Here is a 15,767-nt window from a genome sequence, read left to right as displayed (position 1 = left end):
CTTCTCCCCGTCACTATACGGGGAGAAAGTTGCTGTGTTGATGGTTTCGCCAACTACCGGCGTTGCAAAATGATCGCTTAGCTCCGGTAAACCGGCTCCTCCTCGTCGAGGATCGCCTTGAGCTCGGCAAGATGACGCTCGGCCTGGCCTGGATAGTCGTCCATTTCGCTGGCGGCCTTTTCGGCAATCGCGTCGGAGAGCGTGCGCAGCGGACGGCCGGTCCACAGCGCCTTGATGTAGGTTTCGGCGGCGCGTTCGAAATAGAACATGCGGTTGAAGGCATCGGCGACGGTATCGCCGATGACCATCACGCCATGATTGCCCATCACCATCACCTTGACCTTGGGGTCGGTGAGCAGTTGCGAGCAGCGCTCGCCCTCTTCCTCGAAGGCCAGCCCGCCATAATAGGCGTCGACGACATGGCGGTTGAAGAACATTGCTGAGTTCTGGTCGATCGGCGGCAGGGTCGAATCGGCCAGCGATGCCAGCACGGTGGCGTGGATCGAATGCACATGCATGGCGCAGCGCGCATGCGGGACGTTGCGGTGGATGGCGCCGTGCAGGCCCCAGGCGGTCGGGTCCGGCGCATTCGGGCCGGACAACGTCTCGGGATCGTTGGCGTCGATCAGCAGAAGGTCGCTCGCCTTGATGCGTGAGAAATGCACCTGGTTGGGGTTCATCAGGAATTTGGTGCCGTCCTCGTTGACCGACAGCGAGAAATGATTGGCCACCGCCTCATGCATGTTGAGCCGCGCCGTCCAGCGGAAGGCAGCGGCGAGATCGACGCGCTCTTCGTAGTAGGGCAGGTTGGTCAGCGTTTCCTTCTGCAGGCGGGCGATGCTCATCTGAAAACCTCCGTTTTCGAGAGAATGCCGCGCCCGACCGTGGCCAGCAACGGCAAACTGCTGGGTCAGGCTGTCTTGCGTCAGGCCGCCGTGCGAGCCGACTGCAGCCCGCCATGCTCGACGATGAAGTCGATGACCTCCTGCAGGCCCTTGCCGCGCGACAGGTCGGTGAAGCCGAACGGGCGCTTGCCGCGCATGCGGGCGGCGTCGCTCTCCATCACATCAAGGTTGACGTTCACGTAGGGCGCGAGATCGCTCTTGTTGATGATGAGGAAATCGGAGCGGGTGATCGCCGGCCCGCCCTTCCTTGGGATCTCCTCGCCCTGGCAAACCGAGATGACGTAGAGGGTCAAGTCGGCAAGGTCGGGCGAGAAGGTGGCGGCAAGATTGTCGCCACCGGATTCGATGAAGACGATGTCGAGATCCGGAAATCTTTTGTTCAGCCCGGCGATCGCCTGCAAATTGATCGAGGCGTCCTCGCGGATGGCGGTGTGCGGGCAGCCGCCAGTCTCGACGCCGACGATGCGGTCTTCCGGCAGCGCCTGCAGGCGGGCCAGCATCATGGCGTCTTCCTTGGTGTAGATGTCGTTGGTGACCACGGCGATGGAAAACTCGTCGCGCAGCGCCTTGCAGAGCTTTTCCGTCAGCGTCGTCTTGCCGGAGCCGACGGGGCCGCCGATGCCGATGCGAAGGGGACCGTTGGCCTGGGTCATGCCGAAAACTCCGTTATGGCGAGAATTGCGAAGCTGAGCCCGATCAACAGGCACAGCGGCGAATAGAGACTGGTATCGAGCCGCGCAAAAGGCTGCTCCGGCGCCAGCCGGCGCCACCAGGGCGTGAAGCCCAAAATGCCGCGACCGAGGAAAACCAGCCCGATGAATAGCGCTGTGGCGGCGAGGCCTTCCCTTGGAAAGGGCGAAGCAAAGACGTCTTCAAGCGCCAGCGGCCACAGCGTTGCCAGACACAGGCACGCGGCAACGGCAAAACAGGCAAAGGGCGTCGGCATTTCGTCGACGCCGCGAAAGCCGACGACGGCGTGGGCACAGGAAGCACCGTCCCTGCCCGGCCAGATGCCGCCAAGGCCCCAATAGACATGCAGCGCGGTGATCAACAGCAGGACGGCCGAAAGGGCGAAGGCGAGCGTGGTCATGAGCGGAACAGCCTGGAGTATTGCGTCTCGTGCTTCATCGCCATCACGTCGGAGATGAAGGCGCAGCCGCCGAGATCGTCAGCCGCCGAGTCGGCGGCGCGTGCCGCGGTCGCCAGCGCCAGCGGCTCGAAGCCGGCGAGCAGGGCGGTGGCTCCACTCTGACCGACCACGCCGAGCCGGATAGCCGCCTGGACGAGGTTGGAGAAGAAGGCCTGCAGGAAGGCGGACAGCGCGTTCTGAAGCGCGATGCCATTGCCGCCGGCAATTGCGCCGACAGCGACACAGTAGGCGCATTCGGCCGGCAAACGCTCCAGCACCGGATTGGGCCATGCCGAGGCCGCTTTCAGGAAGGCGGCGCCTTGCAGCATGGTTTCGGTGTGGCGCTCCTGCGAGCCGGCCAGCGCTTCGGCGAGATCGGTGGTCTCGGCGAGATCGCCGCCGTCGCGGGCGCGGCGCCAGGCCTCTGTGAACAGCACGGCGTCGTTCCAGCCCGAGCCCATCTCGACCAGCGCTTCGAGCCAGGCGGCGAGACTTCCGCTGTCGGCCACCAATCCGTCATGCACGGCGCGCTCGAGACCGTGGCTGTAGGAGAAGCCGCCAACCGGAAAGGCCGGCGACAGCCAGGCCATCAGCCGCAGCAGAGCGATGCCGGAAGGCTGGTCAATCATGATCGTGATGATGCCCGTCATGGGAATGGCCGTGGGAATGGGAATGCGACTCGCTGTGTGAGTGAGAATGCGTCTCCGCGTGGCTGTGTGCATGCGCTTCGGCGTGCGCGTGACCATGATCATGCCCACCGGAGTAAGCGCCGCGCACCGGCTTGAACGGCTCGGAGACCTCGCGCACCGTTGCGCCGAGCCCTTCCAGCATCGCCTTGATGACATGGTCGCGCAGGATCAGGATACGGCCGGGCTCGATCGCCGCCGCCAGATGCCGGTTGCCGATATGCCAGGCAAGTTCGGTCAGGTGCACGCCATCGCGAGCGCGGATGTCGTAGACCTCTTCCGGCGCTGCGATAATCTCGATCTGGCCGCCGCCTTCCAGCACCAGCCGGTCGCCGTCGTTCAAGGTCACGGGTTCGGGCAGGTCGACCAGCACCTTGCTGCCGTCGGCAAGCTCGATGGCGCGTCGGCGCAGATGGCGCTCGTCATGGGGCAGAACGGCGCGGCCGGATGGTGCGGCGGTTCCGGCTTTGCCGGCAGGCAGCACCGATACGGCACGCGGGAATTTGGTGAAGTCGGCGTTGAGGTTGAGTTTCATCGTATAGCTCCACCATTAGCCTGCGCCCGCGCCCGGGCCGGCCGCGACAGCAGGCGGTCGAAATAGGCGTTGACGCGCTCGGACTCAATCGGGAATTTTCCTGCACGGGCCCAGTTGCCCATGTCGCCCAACAACACGTCGACGGCGGAGAACCGGTCGCCGAGCGCAAACGGCCGGTCGCCCAGCCGGCGATCCAACGCCTTGGTCTCGGAGGCGAAATCGTAGACGGCAGCGGGGCCGACATCGACCCGCACCTCTTTCGGCAGCAGGAAGCGGTGGCGCAGCTTGTTCCACAGCGGCGCCTCGAACTCGCTCTGGGCGAAATGCATCCAGGAATCCATCTCGGCGCGCCCGGCAACACCCGGATTGGCGCCCATGCCTTTGTCGGCGTGCTTGTCGGCGAGATAGACGCAGATCGCCGCCGAATCCGTCACCGTCAGTTCGCCGTCGATGAGGATCGGCACCTTACCCGACGGATTGAGCGCATAGGCTTCCGGCGAGCGCAATTTGACCTCGACGAATTCATAGAGCTGACCGAGTTCCTCGAGCATCCAGAGAACGCGGCTGACCCGGGATCCACGCGATCCGATGGCCTTGTACATGGTTGAACCCTCTTTCTCCTGGACCGTAGACCATCGCGCTCGCTCAGACGATGGTGTCGAAGAGCCGCAGGATGAACGAGACCTGGTAGATCAGCGTGCCGACGACGAAGGCGATGTGGAAACGGCGGTCGCGCACCAGGATGGCGGCAATGCACAGCAGGACGAAAACCGGCGTTCGGAACAGATATTCATTGCCGTAGCGGGCGAAATGCTCGGGTCCTTTCAGCAGCGTGTCGACGACATCGAGCAGATAGGTCGTCGCCAGCAGGCCGAAAAACCAGCCGCGGCGTGAATAGAAGAAATCTTCGTAGCTGGTGTAGTCGAGCATCGAATCCGGAAACAGCAGCGCGCACAGCAGGAACAGCGTGATGGCGTAGAAGATCAGGAACAGGTACTTGCCGAAGGTCCAGACCTCTATGGTGTAAAGGCCGAACTCCCACCACCAGAAATGCACCAGCAGCAACAGCATGGAGGCGACCCAGGCGAGGTGCACGGGGTAGAGCTTGTACTGGCCGGGATGCTGGACAATGCGCGCGAGCCCTGACAAAAGGCGAGTGACGCCGAGGCCGATCACCATGCCCATGACGATGCGGATATGCGGGAAGATGTCGTGGGCGGAGACGATCTGCTGTTCCATAGGTCGGCTCTAAGTCGGAGCGCACTAAACGAAGGTGCGGCTAATCCCGCAGGAAATCATCCATTGAAAGCGGACCGCCTGGCCAAAATCGCCCATCGAGGGCTTGCTTTGCCGTAAACGGAGGTTCGCTTGGGAAATGGGCTTTCCTCAGGCCCGTTTCCCTCGCTGCTGTCGGCAAAGCGTGCCCGTATGCCTCATCGAAAATCTGTGCCGGATAGCGACGCAGGCTCGGACTGTCCTTGATAATATTTCCGATCCAGACACGCTGTTCGGAGATTGACGCCTGCCAACTGTGGCACCGATGCCCCGGCTGAAATTCCCATTTCAGGAGATGCGCAATCAAAACCTCCATCCGGCTGCGGATCTCCCGCCTGTCGCTCCTCCCCAAGCTTTCGATCTCCTCGGCTACGTTCTCCCGATCAAGCTCGGAAAGGCGCCCATCGCGCAACAGGGCTGCCTGTTCGGCACTCCACTGCGCAAAGTCCGTTTCGTAGGGCGTAAGCGCCCTGAGGCGATCGATCCTGTTCATGGGGTGCATAATGCCCCAAACCGCGCTGCGTTCAAACGCCTTCGTGCGATGCGAACTGGGGTTACAACCCTCAAAACAGAAAATACCGCTGCGCCATCGGCAGCACGGTTGCCGGCTCGCAGGTGAGCAACTCCCCATCGGCGCGCACTTCGTAAGTCTCGGGGTCGACCTCGACATGCGGCGTAGCGTCGTTGAGCACCATCGAGTGCTTGCCTATACCGCCGCGGGTGTTTTCCACCGCAACGAACTGCTTGTCGACGCCGAGGCGGCCATGCAGGCCTGACTCCAGCGCTGCCTTTGAGACGAAAGTCACCGACGAATTGGTCCTGGCCTTGCCATAGGCGCCGAACATCGGGCGATAGTGCATGGGCTGCGGGGTCGGGATCGAGGCATTGGGATCACCCATCGGGGCCGCGGCGATCATGCCGCCGATCAACACCATGTCAGGCTTCACACCGAAGAAGGCCGGGTTCCACAGCACCAGATCGGCGCGTTTACCGACCGCGATCGAGCCGATGTCCTTGGACAGGCCATGCGCGATGGCCGGGTTGATGGTGTATTTGGCGATGTAGCGGCGGACGCGGAAATTGTCGTTGTTGCCGGTCTCCTGCGGCAGCGAACCGCGCTGGCGCTTCATCTTGTCGGCGGTCTGCCAGGTGCGGATCGCCACTTCGCCGACACGGCCCATGGCCTGGCTGTCGGACGAGATGATCGAGAAAGCGCCGATGTCGTGCAGGATGTCTTCGGCGGCGATGGTTTCCTTGCGGATGCGGCTTTCGGCGAAGGCGATGTCCTCGGGGATCGATGGCGACAGATGGTGGCAGACCATCAGCATGTCGAGATGCTCGGCCAGCGTATTGACGGTGTAGGGCCGGGTCGGGTTGGTCGAGGACGGGATGACGTTGGGCAGGCCGCAGACCTTGATGATATCAGGCGCATGGCCGCCGCCGGCGCCTTCGGTGTGGAAGGCGTGGATGGTGCGACCCTTGATCGCCGCGACGGTGTTTTCGACAAAGCCGGATTCGTTCAGCGTGTCGGTGTGGATCATCACCTGCACGTCGTAGTCGTCGGCGACCGACAGGCAGCAATCGATGGCCGCCGGCGTCGTGCCCCAGTCCTCATGCAGCTTCAGCGAACAGGCGCCGCCCAGCACCATTTCCTCAAGCGCCGCCGGCAACGAGGCATTGCCCTTGCCCGACAGGCCGATGTTCATCGGAAAAGCATCGAAGGACTGGATCATACGCGCCATGTGCCACGGCCCGGGCGTGCAGGTCGTGGCCAGCGTACCATGCGCCGGGCCGGTGCCGCCGCCAAGCATGGTGGTGATGCCCGACATCAGCGCCTCGTCGATCTGCTGCGGGCAGATGAAGTGGATATGCGCGTCGAATCCGCCGGCGGTGAGGATCTTGCCCTCGCCGGCGATGATCTCGGTGCCGGGGCCGATGATGATGGTGACGCCGTCCTGCGTGTCCGGATTGCCGGCCTTACCGATGGCCGCGATGCGCCCGTCGCGAAGGCCTATGTCGGCCTTGAAGATGCCGGCCGTGGCATCGATCACCAGCGCGTTGGTGATGACGGTGTCGACCGCGCCGCCGGCGCGCGACACCTGGCTCTGGCCCATGCCGTCGCGGATAACCTTGCCGCCGCCGAATTTCACCTCTTCGCCATGGATGGTGAGGTCCTTTTCGACCTCGATGAACAATTCGGTGTCGGCAAGCCTGACCTTGTCGCCGACGGTCGGACCGTACATCTGCGCATAGGCGGCGCGGGTGATTCTAGCCATCAGTCAATGCTCCTCAAAACAGTCTGGCTTCAGCCGAATTCCACATCGTCGCCATCCAATGGTCATGCAATGACCCGCTCGGCGACACCTTCTGATCCCATTTGGCCGTTGAGGTGGGCGTGCCACCCCAAACCAACCGTTTGCCAAATCCCTGGCCCATTCGATGGAAGGAAAATCCATGCGCAAAATCATCGTTCTTGCAGCCGCCGCCACGCTGGCGTCCGCGACAATTGCCGGCGCCCAGCAGCAGCCGACACCGCAACCGAAACCAACCGCACCTAGCGCTCAGTCGGCGGCGCCGGCGATCCAGAGCGTCAACATCGTCGATATCACCGAGCTGCCTGAGGCCACCCAGACGCAGGTCAACCAGGTGATCGCCAAGCGCGGCGACGCCGGGCTGCAAAAACTGCGCAGCTCGATCGATGCGACACCGCAGCTCAAGTCGGCGCTCGAAGCCAAGGGGCTCACCTCGGCACAGGTGGTCGCCGCCAGCATGACCACCAATGGCGCGCTGACCCTGGTCACCAAGAAGGCGAGCTGACGACAGCGCCTGGCGGGCCGATACCCGGCCCGCCGGCCCTATCGCGGAGGGAACCTTCGCCGGACGGGAGTCGTTTGGCTTCTTTGGCGCCGAACGGCGTTGCGCAGAAAAGTTCGCCAGGAGCGATCTATGCCGACCATTCCCTTTGCCGACGCCAGATGGCTCCAGACCATAGCCACTTGCGTGTTCCTCGCGGCCTACGGACCGCCCGCCGCGCAGGCCATTGAAAGCGCGGACACCGTCAACCGGATCGTCGGCTCCGATGTCCGCCAGGAAGAGGCGCGGACGACGACGGAGACCGGAAAGCTCATCGCCGCGATCGAGCGGACGCGTGAAAACATCGGCACAGTACGCAAGACATCCAAGCTCGACACGGTGGATATCATCTTCCTCACCGACGCGGCGCGCAGCGAAGGCGGCCCGCCGCCGGCCGTCGAGAGCAAGGTCAGGCAGCATCAGGACGACATTGCGGAATTGCGCAAGGAGATCGACGCCAACGCGCTGCTGTTCAATGCTATCGATTCCAGGCGCGTGCTTGCCGAGGACGTCCTCGCCGTCGAATTCGACGGCCCCGCAGGAATCGTCATCTATGCAGCGGCCAGGCCCTCGAACTGATCTCAGGGCGTTCGACCCTGTCGATCTCACAGCTTGCCCATGATTTTCTGCTGGAAACCGTAGACCTCGCGTTTTCCGCCGAGCGGCACCAGCGTGACGTCGCGCTGCTGGCCCGGCTCGAAGCGCATCGCCGTGCCGGCGGCGATATCGAGACGCATGCCGCGGGCTTTGTCGCGGTCGAATTTCAACCCCTCATTGGTTTCGAAGAAATGGTAGTGGCTGCCGACCTGGATCGGCCGGTCGCCGCTGTTGGCGACTTTGAGCGTCACCGTCGGCAGGCCCTTGTTGAGCTCGATGTCGCCGCTTGCGGTGATGATTTCGCCGGGGATCATCTCAGGCCTCACAGAACGCCGAAGACCAGGCCAACGCCGATCGCAGCACACGCCGCGCCGGCGGCACGGGCAAGGCCGCGAAAGCGCATGCCGAGACCGAGGCCGGCGGCGATGCCTGTGGCATGGAGAAGCACGGTGGCAGCGGCAAAGCCTGCCATATAGTCAAGCCCGCCGGCATTTTCCGGCACTTCGGTGCCGTGGGCATGGCCGTGGAACAGCGCGAACAGGCCGATGATGACGACGCCGGTGGAGACCGGCAATTCAACTGCCAGCGCGACCAAAAGGCCAAGCGCGACGACGGAGGCCAAAATGCCCGGTTCGACGAAAGGCAACGGCATGTGCAGCATGCCGAGCGCGCCGCCGACCAGCATGACGCCGACAAAGACCAGCGGCCAGGTCCAGATCGCCTTGCCACCCTTGAGCGCGGCCCACAGGCCGACGGCGACCATGACGGTCATATGGTCGAGGCCGGACAGCGGATGCGTGAAGCCGGCCGTGAAGGACGACGTGGTGCCGATGCCGACATGGGCATAGGCGGGCATGGCCGCCGCCAGCAGCAGGATTGCGGCGAGCGTGGTGCGTTTGGTTGAGCCAGATATCATCGGTCTTCCCTTCCAAGTCACGGTAACAATCACGCGGCCTTGCAGCCCTCGGCCTTGAGCACACGTTTGGTCGAGGCCGGATATTTCTTCAGCTTTTCTGCAGGCCGGATAGGACGCGCGGAAAAATTGCCGCCGCAGTTCGGGCAGACGCCGCCCAGCACATTTTCAGCGCAGTCGGCGCAAAAAGTGCATTCGAAGGTGCAGATCAGCGCATCCGTCGCTTCCGGTGGCAGGTCCTTGTCGCAGCATTCGCAGTTGGGCCTGAGTTCGAGCATCGTTTCCTCCTCACCTGATCGGTTCGTGCACGGTGACCAGCTTGGTGCCGTCGGGAAAGGTCGCTTCGACCTGGACGTCGTGGATCATCTCGGCGATGCCTTCCATCACCTGCGCGCGAGTGACGACATGGGCGCCGGCCTCCATCAGTTCGGCGACCGGGCGGCCGTCGCGGGCGCCCTCGACGACGAAATCGGTGATCAGCGCGATCGCTTCGGGGTGATTGAGCTTGACGCCGCGCTCCAGCCGCTTGCGCGCCACGATCGCCGCCATGGCGATGAGCAGCTTGTCTTTTTCACGCGGCGTAAGGTTCATGCGCTTTCCTGGATTTGGCCTGGATTTGGTTCAGAGTGACCATAATTTGGGCAGACCGGCCCGCCCGTTGAGCAGTTCGACAAGCGGAACCAGCCGCTTGCGCAGCTGGTAACCGTCCTCGGCAAACAGCCTCGCAAGAAGCTTGCCAGATTGTTTCACGCTCCAGACGCTGGCGTCGCCCTCGGCGCCGATGATGTCGCGGGCCGGCTCGAGCAAGGCTTCGGCTTGCGGCGAAACCATCAGCAGCGTCGCCACGGCAATGGCGCCGCCGGCGACCGCAGGGCGACCAAGGGCTGCCGCTATGGCCGGCCCGATGCGGAAATCCTCGGCATGAATGAGCGCGCCGTCCCGGCGGACCCGCCAACGGTCGTGGAAATGGCCGTGCGCGGCCTGTTCGCCCATGGCCAGGCGGCCAAAGACGGTGGCCTCGAGCAGCAATGCCTCGGCGCCTGCGGCAAGATCGACGTCCAGCGTGCGGGCAAAGGCCGAGCGGTCGAAGACGATGGTTTCCTGCGGCAGCCAGGCAATACGGCCACCCGCGCCGACTTCAAGGTTTACCCGCACTTCAGCACGGTCGCTTTCGGCGCGATAGATCTTTTCGCAGGCCTGGGTGGTGATCGAAGCGGAGGCACCTGGCCCGACATCGATCTCCCAGCCGAGCCGATCACCGCCAGTCAGCCCGCCCGCGGTGTTGATGAGCACGGCTTCGAGCGGATCGGCAGCGACGGCCGGCATGCGGATCTTGGCCGATCCGTCCTGATAGAGTCGCGAAAGCCTGGTACGGCCGGCACTGACGCCGCATGCAAGCCGGGCCGCACCAGCGACGCGCTGGGCCGGCAGCACCGCAGTCAAGCCATGTTGCAACGTATCCATCGCTCCAACGTTAAGCACTCCGGCTGCTTTGTCGATATGTAGCTTGTCGATATAGCTTGTTGCTTGACAGCGTTTCCGTTTCTATAGAGGGAGCCTCTTTGGAACGGTCATGCCGCGCCTGGCGGGGTTTTGAAGGCGACGGCGATTTTCAGTCCAGGCAACAGGGGCGCCAACCAATCGGCACCCGAAATGATAAAATTGGGGAAGGAATCGAATGGCTGACGAGCTGGCAACGGAAATCATCGCCAAGATCAGGGCACATGCGGAGCCCGGCGGCGAAGAGATCACCACCAATACGGAATTGACCGCGCTTGGCATTCATTCCCTGGAACTGACCGAGATCATCTTCGATCTTGAGGAGCAGTACGGCATCGAGATCGAGATGAACACGGTCGATGCCTGGAGCAATCTGAAGAATGTCGGCGATATGGTCGAGGCTGTTCGCGCGCTGATCGCGAAGAAAGCCTGAATGCACAAGCGAGTCGTCATTACCGGCATAGGCGGCATATGCGGGCTTGGCACCAATGCGCCTGCGATCTGGAACGAAATGCGCGCGGGACGATCGGCGATCGGCCAGATCGACAACCCGCTGCTGCATGATTTGAAGGTCAAGGTCGGCTGCGAGATCAAGGCGATGCCGGACCATGGCATCGGCCACAAGCAGACCGTGTCGATGGACCGCTTCAGCCTGCTGGCGGCGATTGCCGCGCGCGAAGCCATGCAGCAGGCCGGACTGACGTCGGATGAAGCCACCACGTATCGCATGGGCACCGTCGTCGGCGTCGGCGTTTGCGGATGGGAAGCGATCGAGGAGAACTATCGCGCCATCCTGATCGACGGAAAGAACCGTGCCGGCATCTTCACCGTACCGAAAGTGATGCCAAGCGCTGCGGCCGGCCAGGTCAGCATGGTGCTTGGCCTGCGCGGGCCGGTGTTCGGCGTCACCTCGGCCTGTTCGTCTTCGAATCACGCCTTCGCCTCGGCGGTCGATCAGATCCGGCTTGGCCGCGCCGACGTCATGGTCGCCGGCGGCACCGATGCGCCGCTGGTCTGGGGCATTCTGAAGGGTTGGGAAGCGCTGCGGGTGCTGGCGCCCGACACCTGCAGGCCATTCTCGGCCGACCGCCAGGGCCTGTCGCTGGGCGAAGGCGCCGGCATGGCGGTGCTGGAAACCTACGAACACGCCATGGCGCGCGGTGCCGACATTCTGGCCGAAATTGCCGGCGCCGGGCTTTCCGCCGACGCATCCGACATCGTCGCGCCGACTGTCGAAGGGCCTACGGCGGCGATGCGCGCCTGCCTGGCCGACGCCGGGCTCAACCTCGAGGACGTCGACTATCTCAACGCCCACGGCACCGGCACCAAGGCCAACGACCAGATCGAGACGGCGGCGATCAAGCGCGTGTTTGGCGACCACGCCTACAAGCTCTCGGTGTCGTCGACCAAGTCGATGCATGCGCATTGCCTCGGTGCCTCGGGCGGCCTGGAGATGATCGCCTGCGTGATGGCGATCCGCGAAGGCATCGTGCCGCCGACGGCCAATTTCCGGCAGGCCGACCCCGATTGCGATCTCGACGTCACGCCCAATGTGGCGCGCGAGCGCAAGGTGCGGGCGGCGATCAGCAATGGTTTTGCCTTTGGCGGCACCAATGCCGTGGTGGCGTTCAAGTCGATCTGACGGCGGGCGGCTGGCCGTGAACCGTTGGTAAACACGGTGTGTGCACCGCCGGCCGGTTGATCGGCAAACACGCGGCGGATAATCCTTCGCAACCCGCCAAACGGCGCGACGCCAGCGCCAAATTCCCGACCGGAGCTTTCGATGACCGACCTGTCCGCTTTTCCGATCACCAAGCGTTGGCCGGCCAACCATCCCGATCGCCTGCAACTCTATTCGGCGACGACGCCGAACGGGGTGAAAGTGTCGATCGCGCTGGAAGAACTCGGCCTGCCCTACGAGGCGCATCTGGTCGAGATCGGCAAGGACCAGAGCTGGACGCCGGAATTCCTGTCGCTGAACCCGAACGGCAAGATACCGGCCATCATCGATCCCGACGGCCCGGGCGGCAAGCCGTTCGGCCTGTTCGAATCCGGTGCCATCCTGCTCTACCTCACTGACAAGACCGGCAAGCTGATCCCGGCCGATCCGGCGCGGCGCTACGAGACCATCCAGTGGGTGTTCTTCCAGATGGCGGCGATCGGGCCGATCTTCGGACAGGTCGGGTTTTTCAACAAATTCGCCGGACGCGAGATCGCCGACAAGCGGCCGCTGGATCGCTACCGCAACGAGTCGCGGCGGCTGATCGGCGTGCTTGAGACAAGGCTGAAAGGCCGCAGCTGGATCATGGATGACGATTTTACCATCGCCGACATTTCGATGCTGGGCTGGGTGCGCAATCTGATCGGCTTCTACGAGGCGCGCGAACTCGTCGGTTTCGACGATTTCCCCACCGTCGCGGCATGGCTTGAGCGTGGCCTGGCACGGCCCGCGGTGCAACGCGGCCTGACCATTCCAGCCAAAGGCTGATGATCAAAGCCGCTTGAAAGCGGCTTTCCCCTTTTGTTTGACGCAATTCCCAAGGGAAAGCGCTACGCGCTTTTCCCGGGAAAACCGCTTCACACTTTTCCTGGAGTTGCTCTACTTTGCCTTGGCTTTGGCCTTGGAGCCGCCCTTGCCCATCACTGACGCGGCAAGCGATGCAGCGCCTCTGGCCGTGGCGACAACGGCGCCGGCGGCAACGTTGGCTACATTGCGCATGGTGCCCACCGAACTGCCGCTGGCTGCCGGCTTCTTGGCCTTGGCAGGCTTTGCCGCCACCTTGGCCGCTACGCCTGGCACCACCTTCTTCGGTGCCGCCTTGCCGAAAGCCGGCTTTGCATCCTTGGAGCGCTCGGCAATTGCCGGGCCGGCGCCTGCTTTTGCCTGGGTGGCCTTGGCTGGCGTTGCCCTGGATTTGGCGGCTGCGGGTTTTCTTGCTTTGGTTGCCATCGGACGAAATCCCTCTGTGGCTAAGTTGCCTCGTTAGCGATAACGACCTGAATGTCTTAAGGTTCCCGTTCGGAAATCCTGAGAATTAAGCGGGATCGCCCACAACAAGGTCGGCGGACCTTCGCCGGCCAAGCACGCGGTCGATGTTGGGCATGTCGTTGGAGGCGATCCAGGCGCGTGCGTCTTCGTCCGAACGGCCATGTTCGTGCCAGCGCTCCAGCAGGCGGCGCTCGAGTTCGGCGCGCGGCACATCGACAAAGATGGTGAAGTCGAACAAAGGCGCCAGCCGCGACCACGGCTCCTCGTCGAGCAGCAGGTAATTGCCCTCGACCAGGATGAACTTGGCCTCGGCGGCAATGATGGACGCCGCGGCGCGCGACAATTCCATGCTGCGGTCGAACACCGGAATGGCGATGTCGGGCTCGCCCGAGCGGATGCGCTTCAACAGCGTTTCGAAACCGGCGAAATCGAAGGTTTCGGGAGCGCCTTTTCTTGGCCGCAGGCCGAGCTGGTTGAGCACGATGTCGTCATAGTGAAACCCGTCCATCGGCACGACTTCCGAGGCGCCTTCCGGCAACAGATCATGCAGGCCGGCCGACAGCATCGACTTGCCGGCGCCGGGCGGGCCGGCAATGGCGACGATGAAGCGCTTCGCCTTGCCGGCGCGCTTGAAGATGGTGGCGGCGAGGTGGGCGATTTCGGACATGAGAGCCTCTTTTGCAGCCAGATGATTTCAGCCGCATCTTGGCGGCTGTTGGTGGAAATTTCAAACCGGGATTTGGGTCGTCTGGCCAACAGCCAACGGTCCAGGTCAGCGCCGCCCCTCATCCCCCTGCCGGGAGTTCGTCATTCGAAAAGCCAAGTAATTGGCTTTTCGTCCGCTTCGCGGACCACTCCTCGACTCCCCGTATAGTGACGGGGAGAAGGGGCTGGCCGCGACCTCGCGCATTTCTTGCAATGTCGAAGATTAGCGAAACCGTCGGCGACATCACCCCTCTCCCCGTCACTATACGGGGAGAGGATGCCGGCAGGCGGGTGAGGGGCAGCGCTAGCGTTCGAAAATCAGCCGTGCTTGCCGATGCGCAGGAAATCGCTGTCGAAGGCGACGTCGCGGGGCGAACCATCGGCTCCGGTGAGACGCATGTGACCTGATGTTGTCGCGATATCGCGCGGCGGCTCGCCGCTAGCCTGCGGCTGCGCGCCGATGACATGGCGAAAGGAGACTTCGCCGCCGAGCGCAAAGGCGGTCACCACGCCTTCGCGCTTCAGCCAGTTGTCGCCGATCGAGGCGGCATGGCCGACGGCGGCACGACCGTCCTCGATGCCGAGCACGCCGCGATGGCGGCCGCTCCACGGCGCGTAGTCGCGGCCGCCATTGCTGAACCACAGCATGGTGACCGGCAATTCGGCCGGGTTCTTCAGCACCAGCACCAGATCCTGTTCGGCCCGGCGCGCCAGCGCCGTCCAGCCTGGACCGCCATGATCGGCCTCAACCATGGTGATGAAATCCTCGCGCTGATCCTCCATGCGGTAGTCGGTGAGATCGAGCGTGCCGCCGCCGGTGGCCGGAAAGCGCGTCAGATCGGTGGTGCGCGCGGGATAGGCAAGCTTGAAGCGGCCGCGGGCCGGATCGGGCTCCAACGGTGTGTCCAGCGTTGCGGCAAAGCGCTTGGGCGAAAAGGCCAGCCGGCCGCCGTCGCGCATCGCCGTCATCGGATGGTGGGCGGCGGACACCGCACCGGTGCCGCCGGAAAAGACATGTTCCTGGTAGAGGAAAGGATGGCCGTCCCGAAGCGTGAAGATCTTGTCGACCGTGGCGCCCATGACCGTGCGGCGCAGCCGGAAGACGGCGCGCCAGCCATCGGATCTCGCCTCATTGGCGGTGACATCCCAGCCGCTGTTGGCCGGCCAGCCATGCAGTGGCGCGGCCTCGATATCGCTCGCCGAAAACGGCGCGCACAGGAAATCGCCGGAAAGCCGCACGGTGCCCTCGGGCAGGTCTGGTGGCAGCGTCTCGCCGGCATCGACCCATGGCGCACGGTGCAGCGGCTTCAGCTGGCGGCCATCGCTGTCGACGGTCATGTCGGCGATATGCCCGACCGTGAGGTCGAGCGTGACCGAAATGCCTTTTGCCTTGATCGTGACCGTATCCATCCATGCACCCGCTGATTCTGATGGCAGCGAACAAACCCGCTCCGCGCGGCTTGCGCAAGCGCAGCTTCCGGCATTTTGCATCAGACCAGTTCGCTGCCATCATCGAAGGTGGCCAACTTATCGAAGGTCAGCGCCGCCCCTCACCTGCCTACCGGCATCCTCTCCCCGTATAGTGACGGGGAGAGGGGCGCTTTCGTCGCGACTTTCGCCAATCACCAGCGCTGCAAGAAGGGCGCCGGCGTTGCGGCCAGCCCCTTTCTCCCCGTCACT

The 15,767-nt window shown here is 63.6% G+C and carries 22 protein-coding genes; 5 read left to right on the top strand and 17 right to left on the bottom strand.

Going from position 1 to position 15,767, the window contains the following annotated elements:
* Positions 1–77: 77 nt before the first annotated feature.
* The 9 genes from AC1D1L_RS17620 to ureC form a co-directional block, all read right to left on the bottom strand.
* Positions 78–845 (bottom strand): class II aldolase and adducin N-terminal domain-containing protein, encoded by a 768-nt coding sequence (locus tag AC1D1L_RS17620; protein WP_477342773.1) that lies wholly within the window; start codon positions 843–845, stop codon positions 78–80.
* Positions 846–925: 80 nt separating this feature from the next.
* Positions 926–1,558 (bottom strand): urease accessory protein UreG, encoded by a 633-nt coding sequence (gene ureG, locus AC1D1L_RS17615; RefSeq protein ID WP_477342772.1) that lies wholly within the window; start codon positions 1,556–1,558, stop codon positions 926–928.
* The gene (locus AC1D1L_RS17610; RefSeq protein ID WP_477342771.1) at positions 1,555–1,995 is read right to left on the bottom strand and encodes a DUF3995 domain-containing protein; all 441 of its coding nucleotides are present in this window, start codon (positions 1,993–1,995) and stop codon (positions 1,555–1,557) included. Before AC1D1L_RS17610 ends, ureG begins: the two co-directional genes overlap by 4 nt.
* The gene (locus AC1D1L_RS17605) at positions 1,992–2,663 is read right to left on the bottom strand and encodes an urease accessory protein UreF (RefSeq protein WP_477342837.1); all 672 of its coding nucleotides are present in this window, start codon (positions 2,661–2,663) and stop codon (positions 1,992–1,994) included. Before AC1D1L_RS17605 ends, AC1D1L_RS17610 begins: the two co-directional genes overlap by 4 nt.
* The gene (locus tag AC1D1L_RS17600; protein ID WP_477342770.1) at positions 2,656–3,255 is read right to left on the bottom strand and encodes an urease accessory protein UreE; all 600 of its coding nucleotides are present in this window, start codon (positions 3,253–3,255) and stop codon (positions 2,656–2,658) included. The genes AC1D1L_RS17605 and AC1D1L_RS17600 overlap by 8 nt, the downstream gene beginning before the upstream one ends.
* A complete protein-coding gene (locus AC1D1L_RS17595) occupies positions 3,252–3,857 on the bottom strand; it encodes a glutathione S-transferase family protein (RefSeq protein ID WP_477342769.1) in 606 nt (201 codons plus the stop codon). Before AC1D1L_RS17595 ends, AC1D1L_RS17600 begins: the two co-directional genes overlap by 4 nt.
* A gap of 43 nt (positions 3,858–3,900) precedes the next feature.
* On the bottom strand, positions 3,901–4,494 hold the full coding sequence (locus AC1D1L_RS17590) for a hypothetical protein (protein ID WP_477342768.1): 594 nt from the start codon (positions 4,492–4,494) through the stop codon (positions 3,901–3,903).
* 40 nt (positions 4,495–4,534) lie between these two features.
* Entirely contained in the window at positions 4,535–5,023 is a 489-nt protein-coding gene (locus AC1D1L_RS17585) for a DUF29 domain-containing protein (RefSeq protein ID WP_352561970.1), read from the bottom strand.
* A gap of 70 nt (positions 5,024–5,093) precedes the next feature.
* A complete protein-coding gene (gene ureC / locus AC1D1L_RS17580) occupies positions 5,094–6,806 on the bottom strand; it encodes an urease subunit alpha (RefSeq protein WP_434221269.1) in 1,713 nt (570 codons plus the stop codon).
* Between the two features lie 178 nt (positions 6,807–6,984).
* Here ureC and AC1D1L_RS17575 point away from each other — a divergent pair, with 178 nt between their 5' ends.
* Both AC1D1L_RS17575 and AC1D1L_RS17570 read left to right on the top strand, forming a co-directional pair.
* Positions 6,985–7,347, top strand: a complete 363-nt coding sequence (locus AC1D1L_RS17575) for a hypothetical protein (protein ID WP_477342767.1) — start codon at positions 6,985–6,987, stop codon at positions 7,345–7,347.
* 129 nt (positions 7,348–7,476) lie between these two features.
* The gene (locus tag AC1D1L_RS17570) at positions 7,477–7,962 is read left to right on the top strand and encodes a hypothetical protein (protein WP_477342766.1); all 486 of its coding nucleotides are present in this window, start codon (positions 7,477–7,479) and stop codon (positions 7,960–7,962) included.
* A gap of 26 nt (positions 7,963–7,988) precedes the next feature.
* Here the strand turns inward: AC1D1L_RS17570 and AC1D1L_RS17565 are convergent, their stop codons facing one another.
* Genes AC1D1L_RS17565 through AC1D1L_RS17545 form a run of 5 tightly spaced genes read right to left on the bottom strand, consistent with a single transcriptional unit; the run spans position 7,989 to position 10,357 of the window.
* Positions 7,989–8,294: an urease subunit beta gene (locus AC1D1L_RS17565; protein ID WP_352582676.1), complete on the bottom strand. Its 306-nt coding sequence runs from the start codon at positions 8,292–8,294 to the stop codon at positions 7,989–7,991.
* An 8-nt stretch (positions 8,295–8,302) separates the two neighbouring features.
* The gene (locus AC1D1L_RS17560; protein WP_477342765.1) at positions 8,303–8,896 is read right to left on the bottom strand and encodes a HupE/UreJ family protein; all 594 of its coding nucleotides are present in this window, start codon (positions 8,894–8,896) and stop codon (positions 8,303–8,305) included.
* Between the two features lie 29 nt (positions 8,897–8,925).
* Positions 8,926–9,171 (bottom strand): DUF1272 domain-containing protein, encoded by a 246-nt coding sequence (locus AC1D1L_RS17555; protein WP_112559981.1) that lies wholly within the window; start codon positions 9,169–9,171, stop codon positions 8,926–8,928.
* Between the two features lie 10 nt (positions 9,172–9,181).
* Entirely contained in the window at positions 9,182–9,484 is a 303-nt protein-coding gene (locus AC1D1L_RS17550; protein WP_023693076.1) for an urease subunit gamma, read from the bottom strand.
* Between the two features lie 30 nt (positions 9,485–9,514).
* Entirely contained in the window at positions 9,515–10,357 is an 843-nt protein-coding gene (locus AC1D1L_RS17545) for an urease accessory protein UreD (RefSeq protein ID WP_477342764.1), read from the bottom strand.
* A gap of 214 nt (positions 10,358–10,571) precedes the next feature.
* Between AC1D1L_RS17545 and AC1D1L_RS17540 the strand changes: the two genes are divergently transcribed.
* From AC1D1L_RS17540 to AC1D1L_RS17530, 3 genes are all read left to right on the top strand, one after another.
* A complete protein-coding gene (locus tag AC1D1L_RS17540) occupies positions 10,572–10,826 on the top strand; it encodes an acyl carrier protein (protein ID WP_023671226.1) in 255 nt (84 codons plus the stop codon).
* A complete protein-coding gene (locus tag AC1D1L_RS17535; protein WP_477342763.1) occupies positions 10,827–12,035 on the top strand; it encodes a beta-ketoacyl-[acyl-carrier-protein] synthase family protein in 1,209 nt (402 codons plus the stop codon). It begins immediately after the preceding gene.
* Between the two features lie 141 nt (positions 12,036–12,176).
* On the top strand, positions 12,177–12,881 hold the full coding sequence (locus AC1D1L_RS17530) for a glutathione S-transferase family protein (protein ID WP_477342762.1): 705 nt from the start codon (positions 12,177–12,179) through the stop codon (positions 12,879–12,881).
* A gap of 111 nt (positions 12,882–12,992) precedes the next feature.
* Here the strand turns inward: AC1D1L_RS17530 and AC1D1L_RS17525 are convergent, their stop codons facing one another.
* From AC1D1L_RS17525 to AC1D1L_RS17515, 3 genes are all read right to left on the bottom strand, one after another.
* On the bottom strand, positions 12,993–13,343 hold the full coding sequence (locus AC1D1L_RS17525) for a hypothetical protein (RefSeq protein WP_477232106.1): 351 nt from the start codon (positions 13,341–13,343) through the stop codon (positions 12,993–12,995).
* Between the two features lie 85 nt (positions 13,344–13,428).
* Entirely contained in the window at positions 13,429–14,049 is a 621-nt protein-coding gene (locus tag AC1D1L_RS17520) for a nucleoside triphosphate hydrolase (protein WP_477342761.1), read from the bottom strand.
* 356 nt (positions 14,050–14,405) lie between these two features.
* Positions 14,406–15,497, bottom strand: coding sequence for a hypothetical protein (locus tag AC1D1L_RS17515; protein ID WP_477342760.1), 1,092 nt, complete (start codon positions 15,495–15,497; stop codon positions 14,406–14,408).
* Positions 15,498–15,767: the final 270 nt, after the last annotated feature.

The sequence above is a fragment of the Mesorhizobium sp. P2_D6 genome (assembly GCF_056404315.1).
This window is presented reverse-complemented; position numbering and strand designations above follow the sequence as displayed.

What these genes read in the sequence shown, in the direction of transcription:
- AC1D1L_RS17610 (WP_477342771.1), bottom strand. Translation starts at nt 1,995, where the DNA reads ATGACCACGCTCGCCTTCGCCCTTTCGGCCGTCCTGCTGTTGATCACC.
- AC1D1L_RS17585 (WP_352561970.1), bottom strand. Translation starts at nt 5,023, where the DNA reads ATGAACAGGATCGATCGCCTCAGGGCGCTTACGCCCTACGAAACGGAC.
- AC1D1L_RS17555 (WP_112559981.1), bottom strand. Translation starts at nt 9,171, where the DNA reads ATGCTCGAACTCAGGCCCAACTGCGAATGCTGCGACAAGGACCTGCCA.
- AC1D1L_RS17525 (WP_477232106.1), bottom strand. Translation starts at nt 13,343, where the DNA reads ATGGCAACCAAAGCAAGAAAACCCGCAGCCGCCAAATCCAGGGCAACG.
- AC1D1L_RS17575 (WP_477342767.1), top strand. Translation starts at nt 6,985, where the DNA reads ATGCGCAAAATCATCGTTCTTGCAGCCGCCGCCACGCTGGCGTCCGCG.
- AC1D1L_RS17550 (WP_023693076.1), bottom strand. Translation starts at nt 9,484, where the DNA reads ATGAACCTTACGCCGCGTGAAAAAGACAAGCTGCTCATCGCCATGGCG.
- AC1D1L_RS17530 (WP_477342762.1), top strand. Translation starts at nt 12,177, where the DNA reads ATGACCGACCTGTCCGCTTTTCCGATCACCAAGCGTTGGCCGGCCAAC.
- AC1D1L_RS17540 (WP_023671226.1), top strand. Translation starts at nt 10,572, where the DNA reads ATGGCTGACGAGCTGGCAACGGAAATCATCGCCAAGATCAGGGCACAT.
- AC1D1L_RS17590 (WP_477342768.1), bottom strand. Translation starts at nt 4,494, where the DNA reads ATGGAACAGCAGATCGTCTCCGCCCACGACATCTTCCCGCATATCCGC.
- ureC (WP_434221269.1), bottom strand. Translation starts at nt 6,806, where the DNA reads ATGGCTAGAATCACCCGCGCCGCCTATGCGCAGATGTACGGTCCGACC.
- AC1D1L_RS17545 (WP_477342764.1), bottom strand. Translation starts at nt 10,357, where the DNA reads ATGGATACGTTGCAACATGGCTTGACTGCGGTGCTGCCGGCCCAGCGC.
- AC1D1L_RS17560 (WP_477342765.1), bottom strand. Translation starts at nt 8,896, where the DNA reads ATGATATCTGGCTCAACCAAACGCACCACGCTCGCCGCAATCCTGCTG.
- AC1D1L_RS17520 (WP_477342761.1), bottom strand. Translation starts at nt 14,049, where the DNA reads ATGTCCGAAATCGCCCACCTCGCCGCCACCATCTTCAAGCGCGCCGGC.
- ureG (WP_477342772.1), bottom strand. Translation starts at nt 1,558, where the DNA reads ATGACCCAGGCCAACGGTCCCCTTCGCATCGGCATCGGCGGCCCCGTC.
- AC1D1L_RS17515 (WP_477342760.1), bottom strand. Translation starts at nt 15,497, where the DNA reads ATGGATACGGTCACGATCAAGGCAAAAGGCATTTCGGTCACGCTCGAC.
- AC1D1L_RS17605 (WP_477342837.1), bottom strand. Translation starts at nt 2,663, where the DNA reads ATGATTGACCAGCCTTCCGGCATCGCTCTGCTGCGGCTGATGGCCTGG.
- AC1D1L_RS17565 (WP_352582676.1), bottom strand. Translation starts at nt 8,294, where the DNA reads ATGATCCCCGGCGAAATCATCACCGCAAGCGGCGACATCGAGCTCAAC.
- AC1D1L_RS17620 (WP_477342773.1), bottom strand. Translation starts at nt 845, where the DNA reads ATGAGCATCGCCCGCCTGCAGAAGGAAACGCTGACCAACCTGCCCTAC.
- AC1D1L_RS17600 (WP_477342770.1), bottom strand. Translation starts at nt 3,255, where the DNA reads ATGAAACTCAACCTCAACGCCGACTTCACCAAATTCCCGCGTGCCGTA.
- AC1D1L_RS17595 (WP_477342769.1), bottom strand. Translation starts at nt 3,857, where the DNA reads ATGTACAAGGCCATCGGATCGCGTGGATCCCGGGTCAGCCGCGTTCTC.
- AC1D1L_RS17535 (WP_477342763.1), top strand. Translation starts at nt 10,827, where the DNA reads ATGCACAAGCGAGTCGTCATTACCGGCATAGGCGGCATATGCGGGCTT.
- AC1D1L_RS17570 (WP_477342766.1), top strand. Translation starts at nt 7,477, where the DNA reads ATGCCGACCATTCCCTTTGCCGACGCCAGATGGCTCCAGACCATAGCC.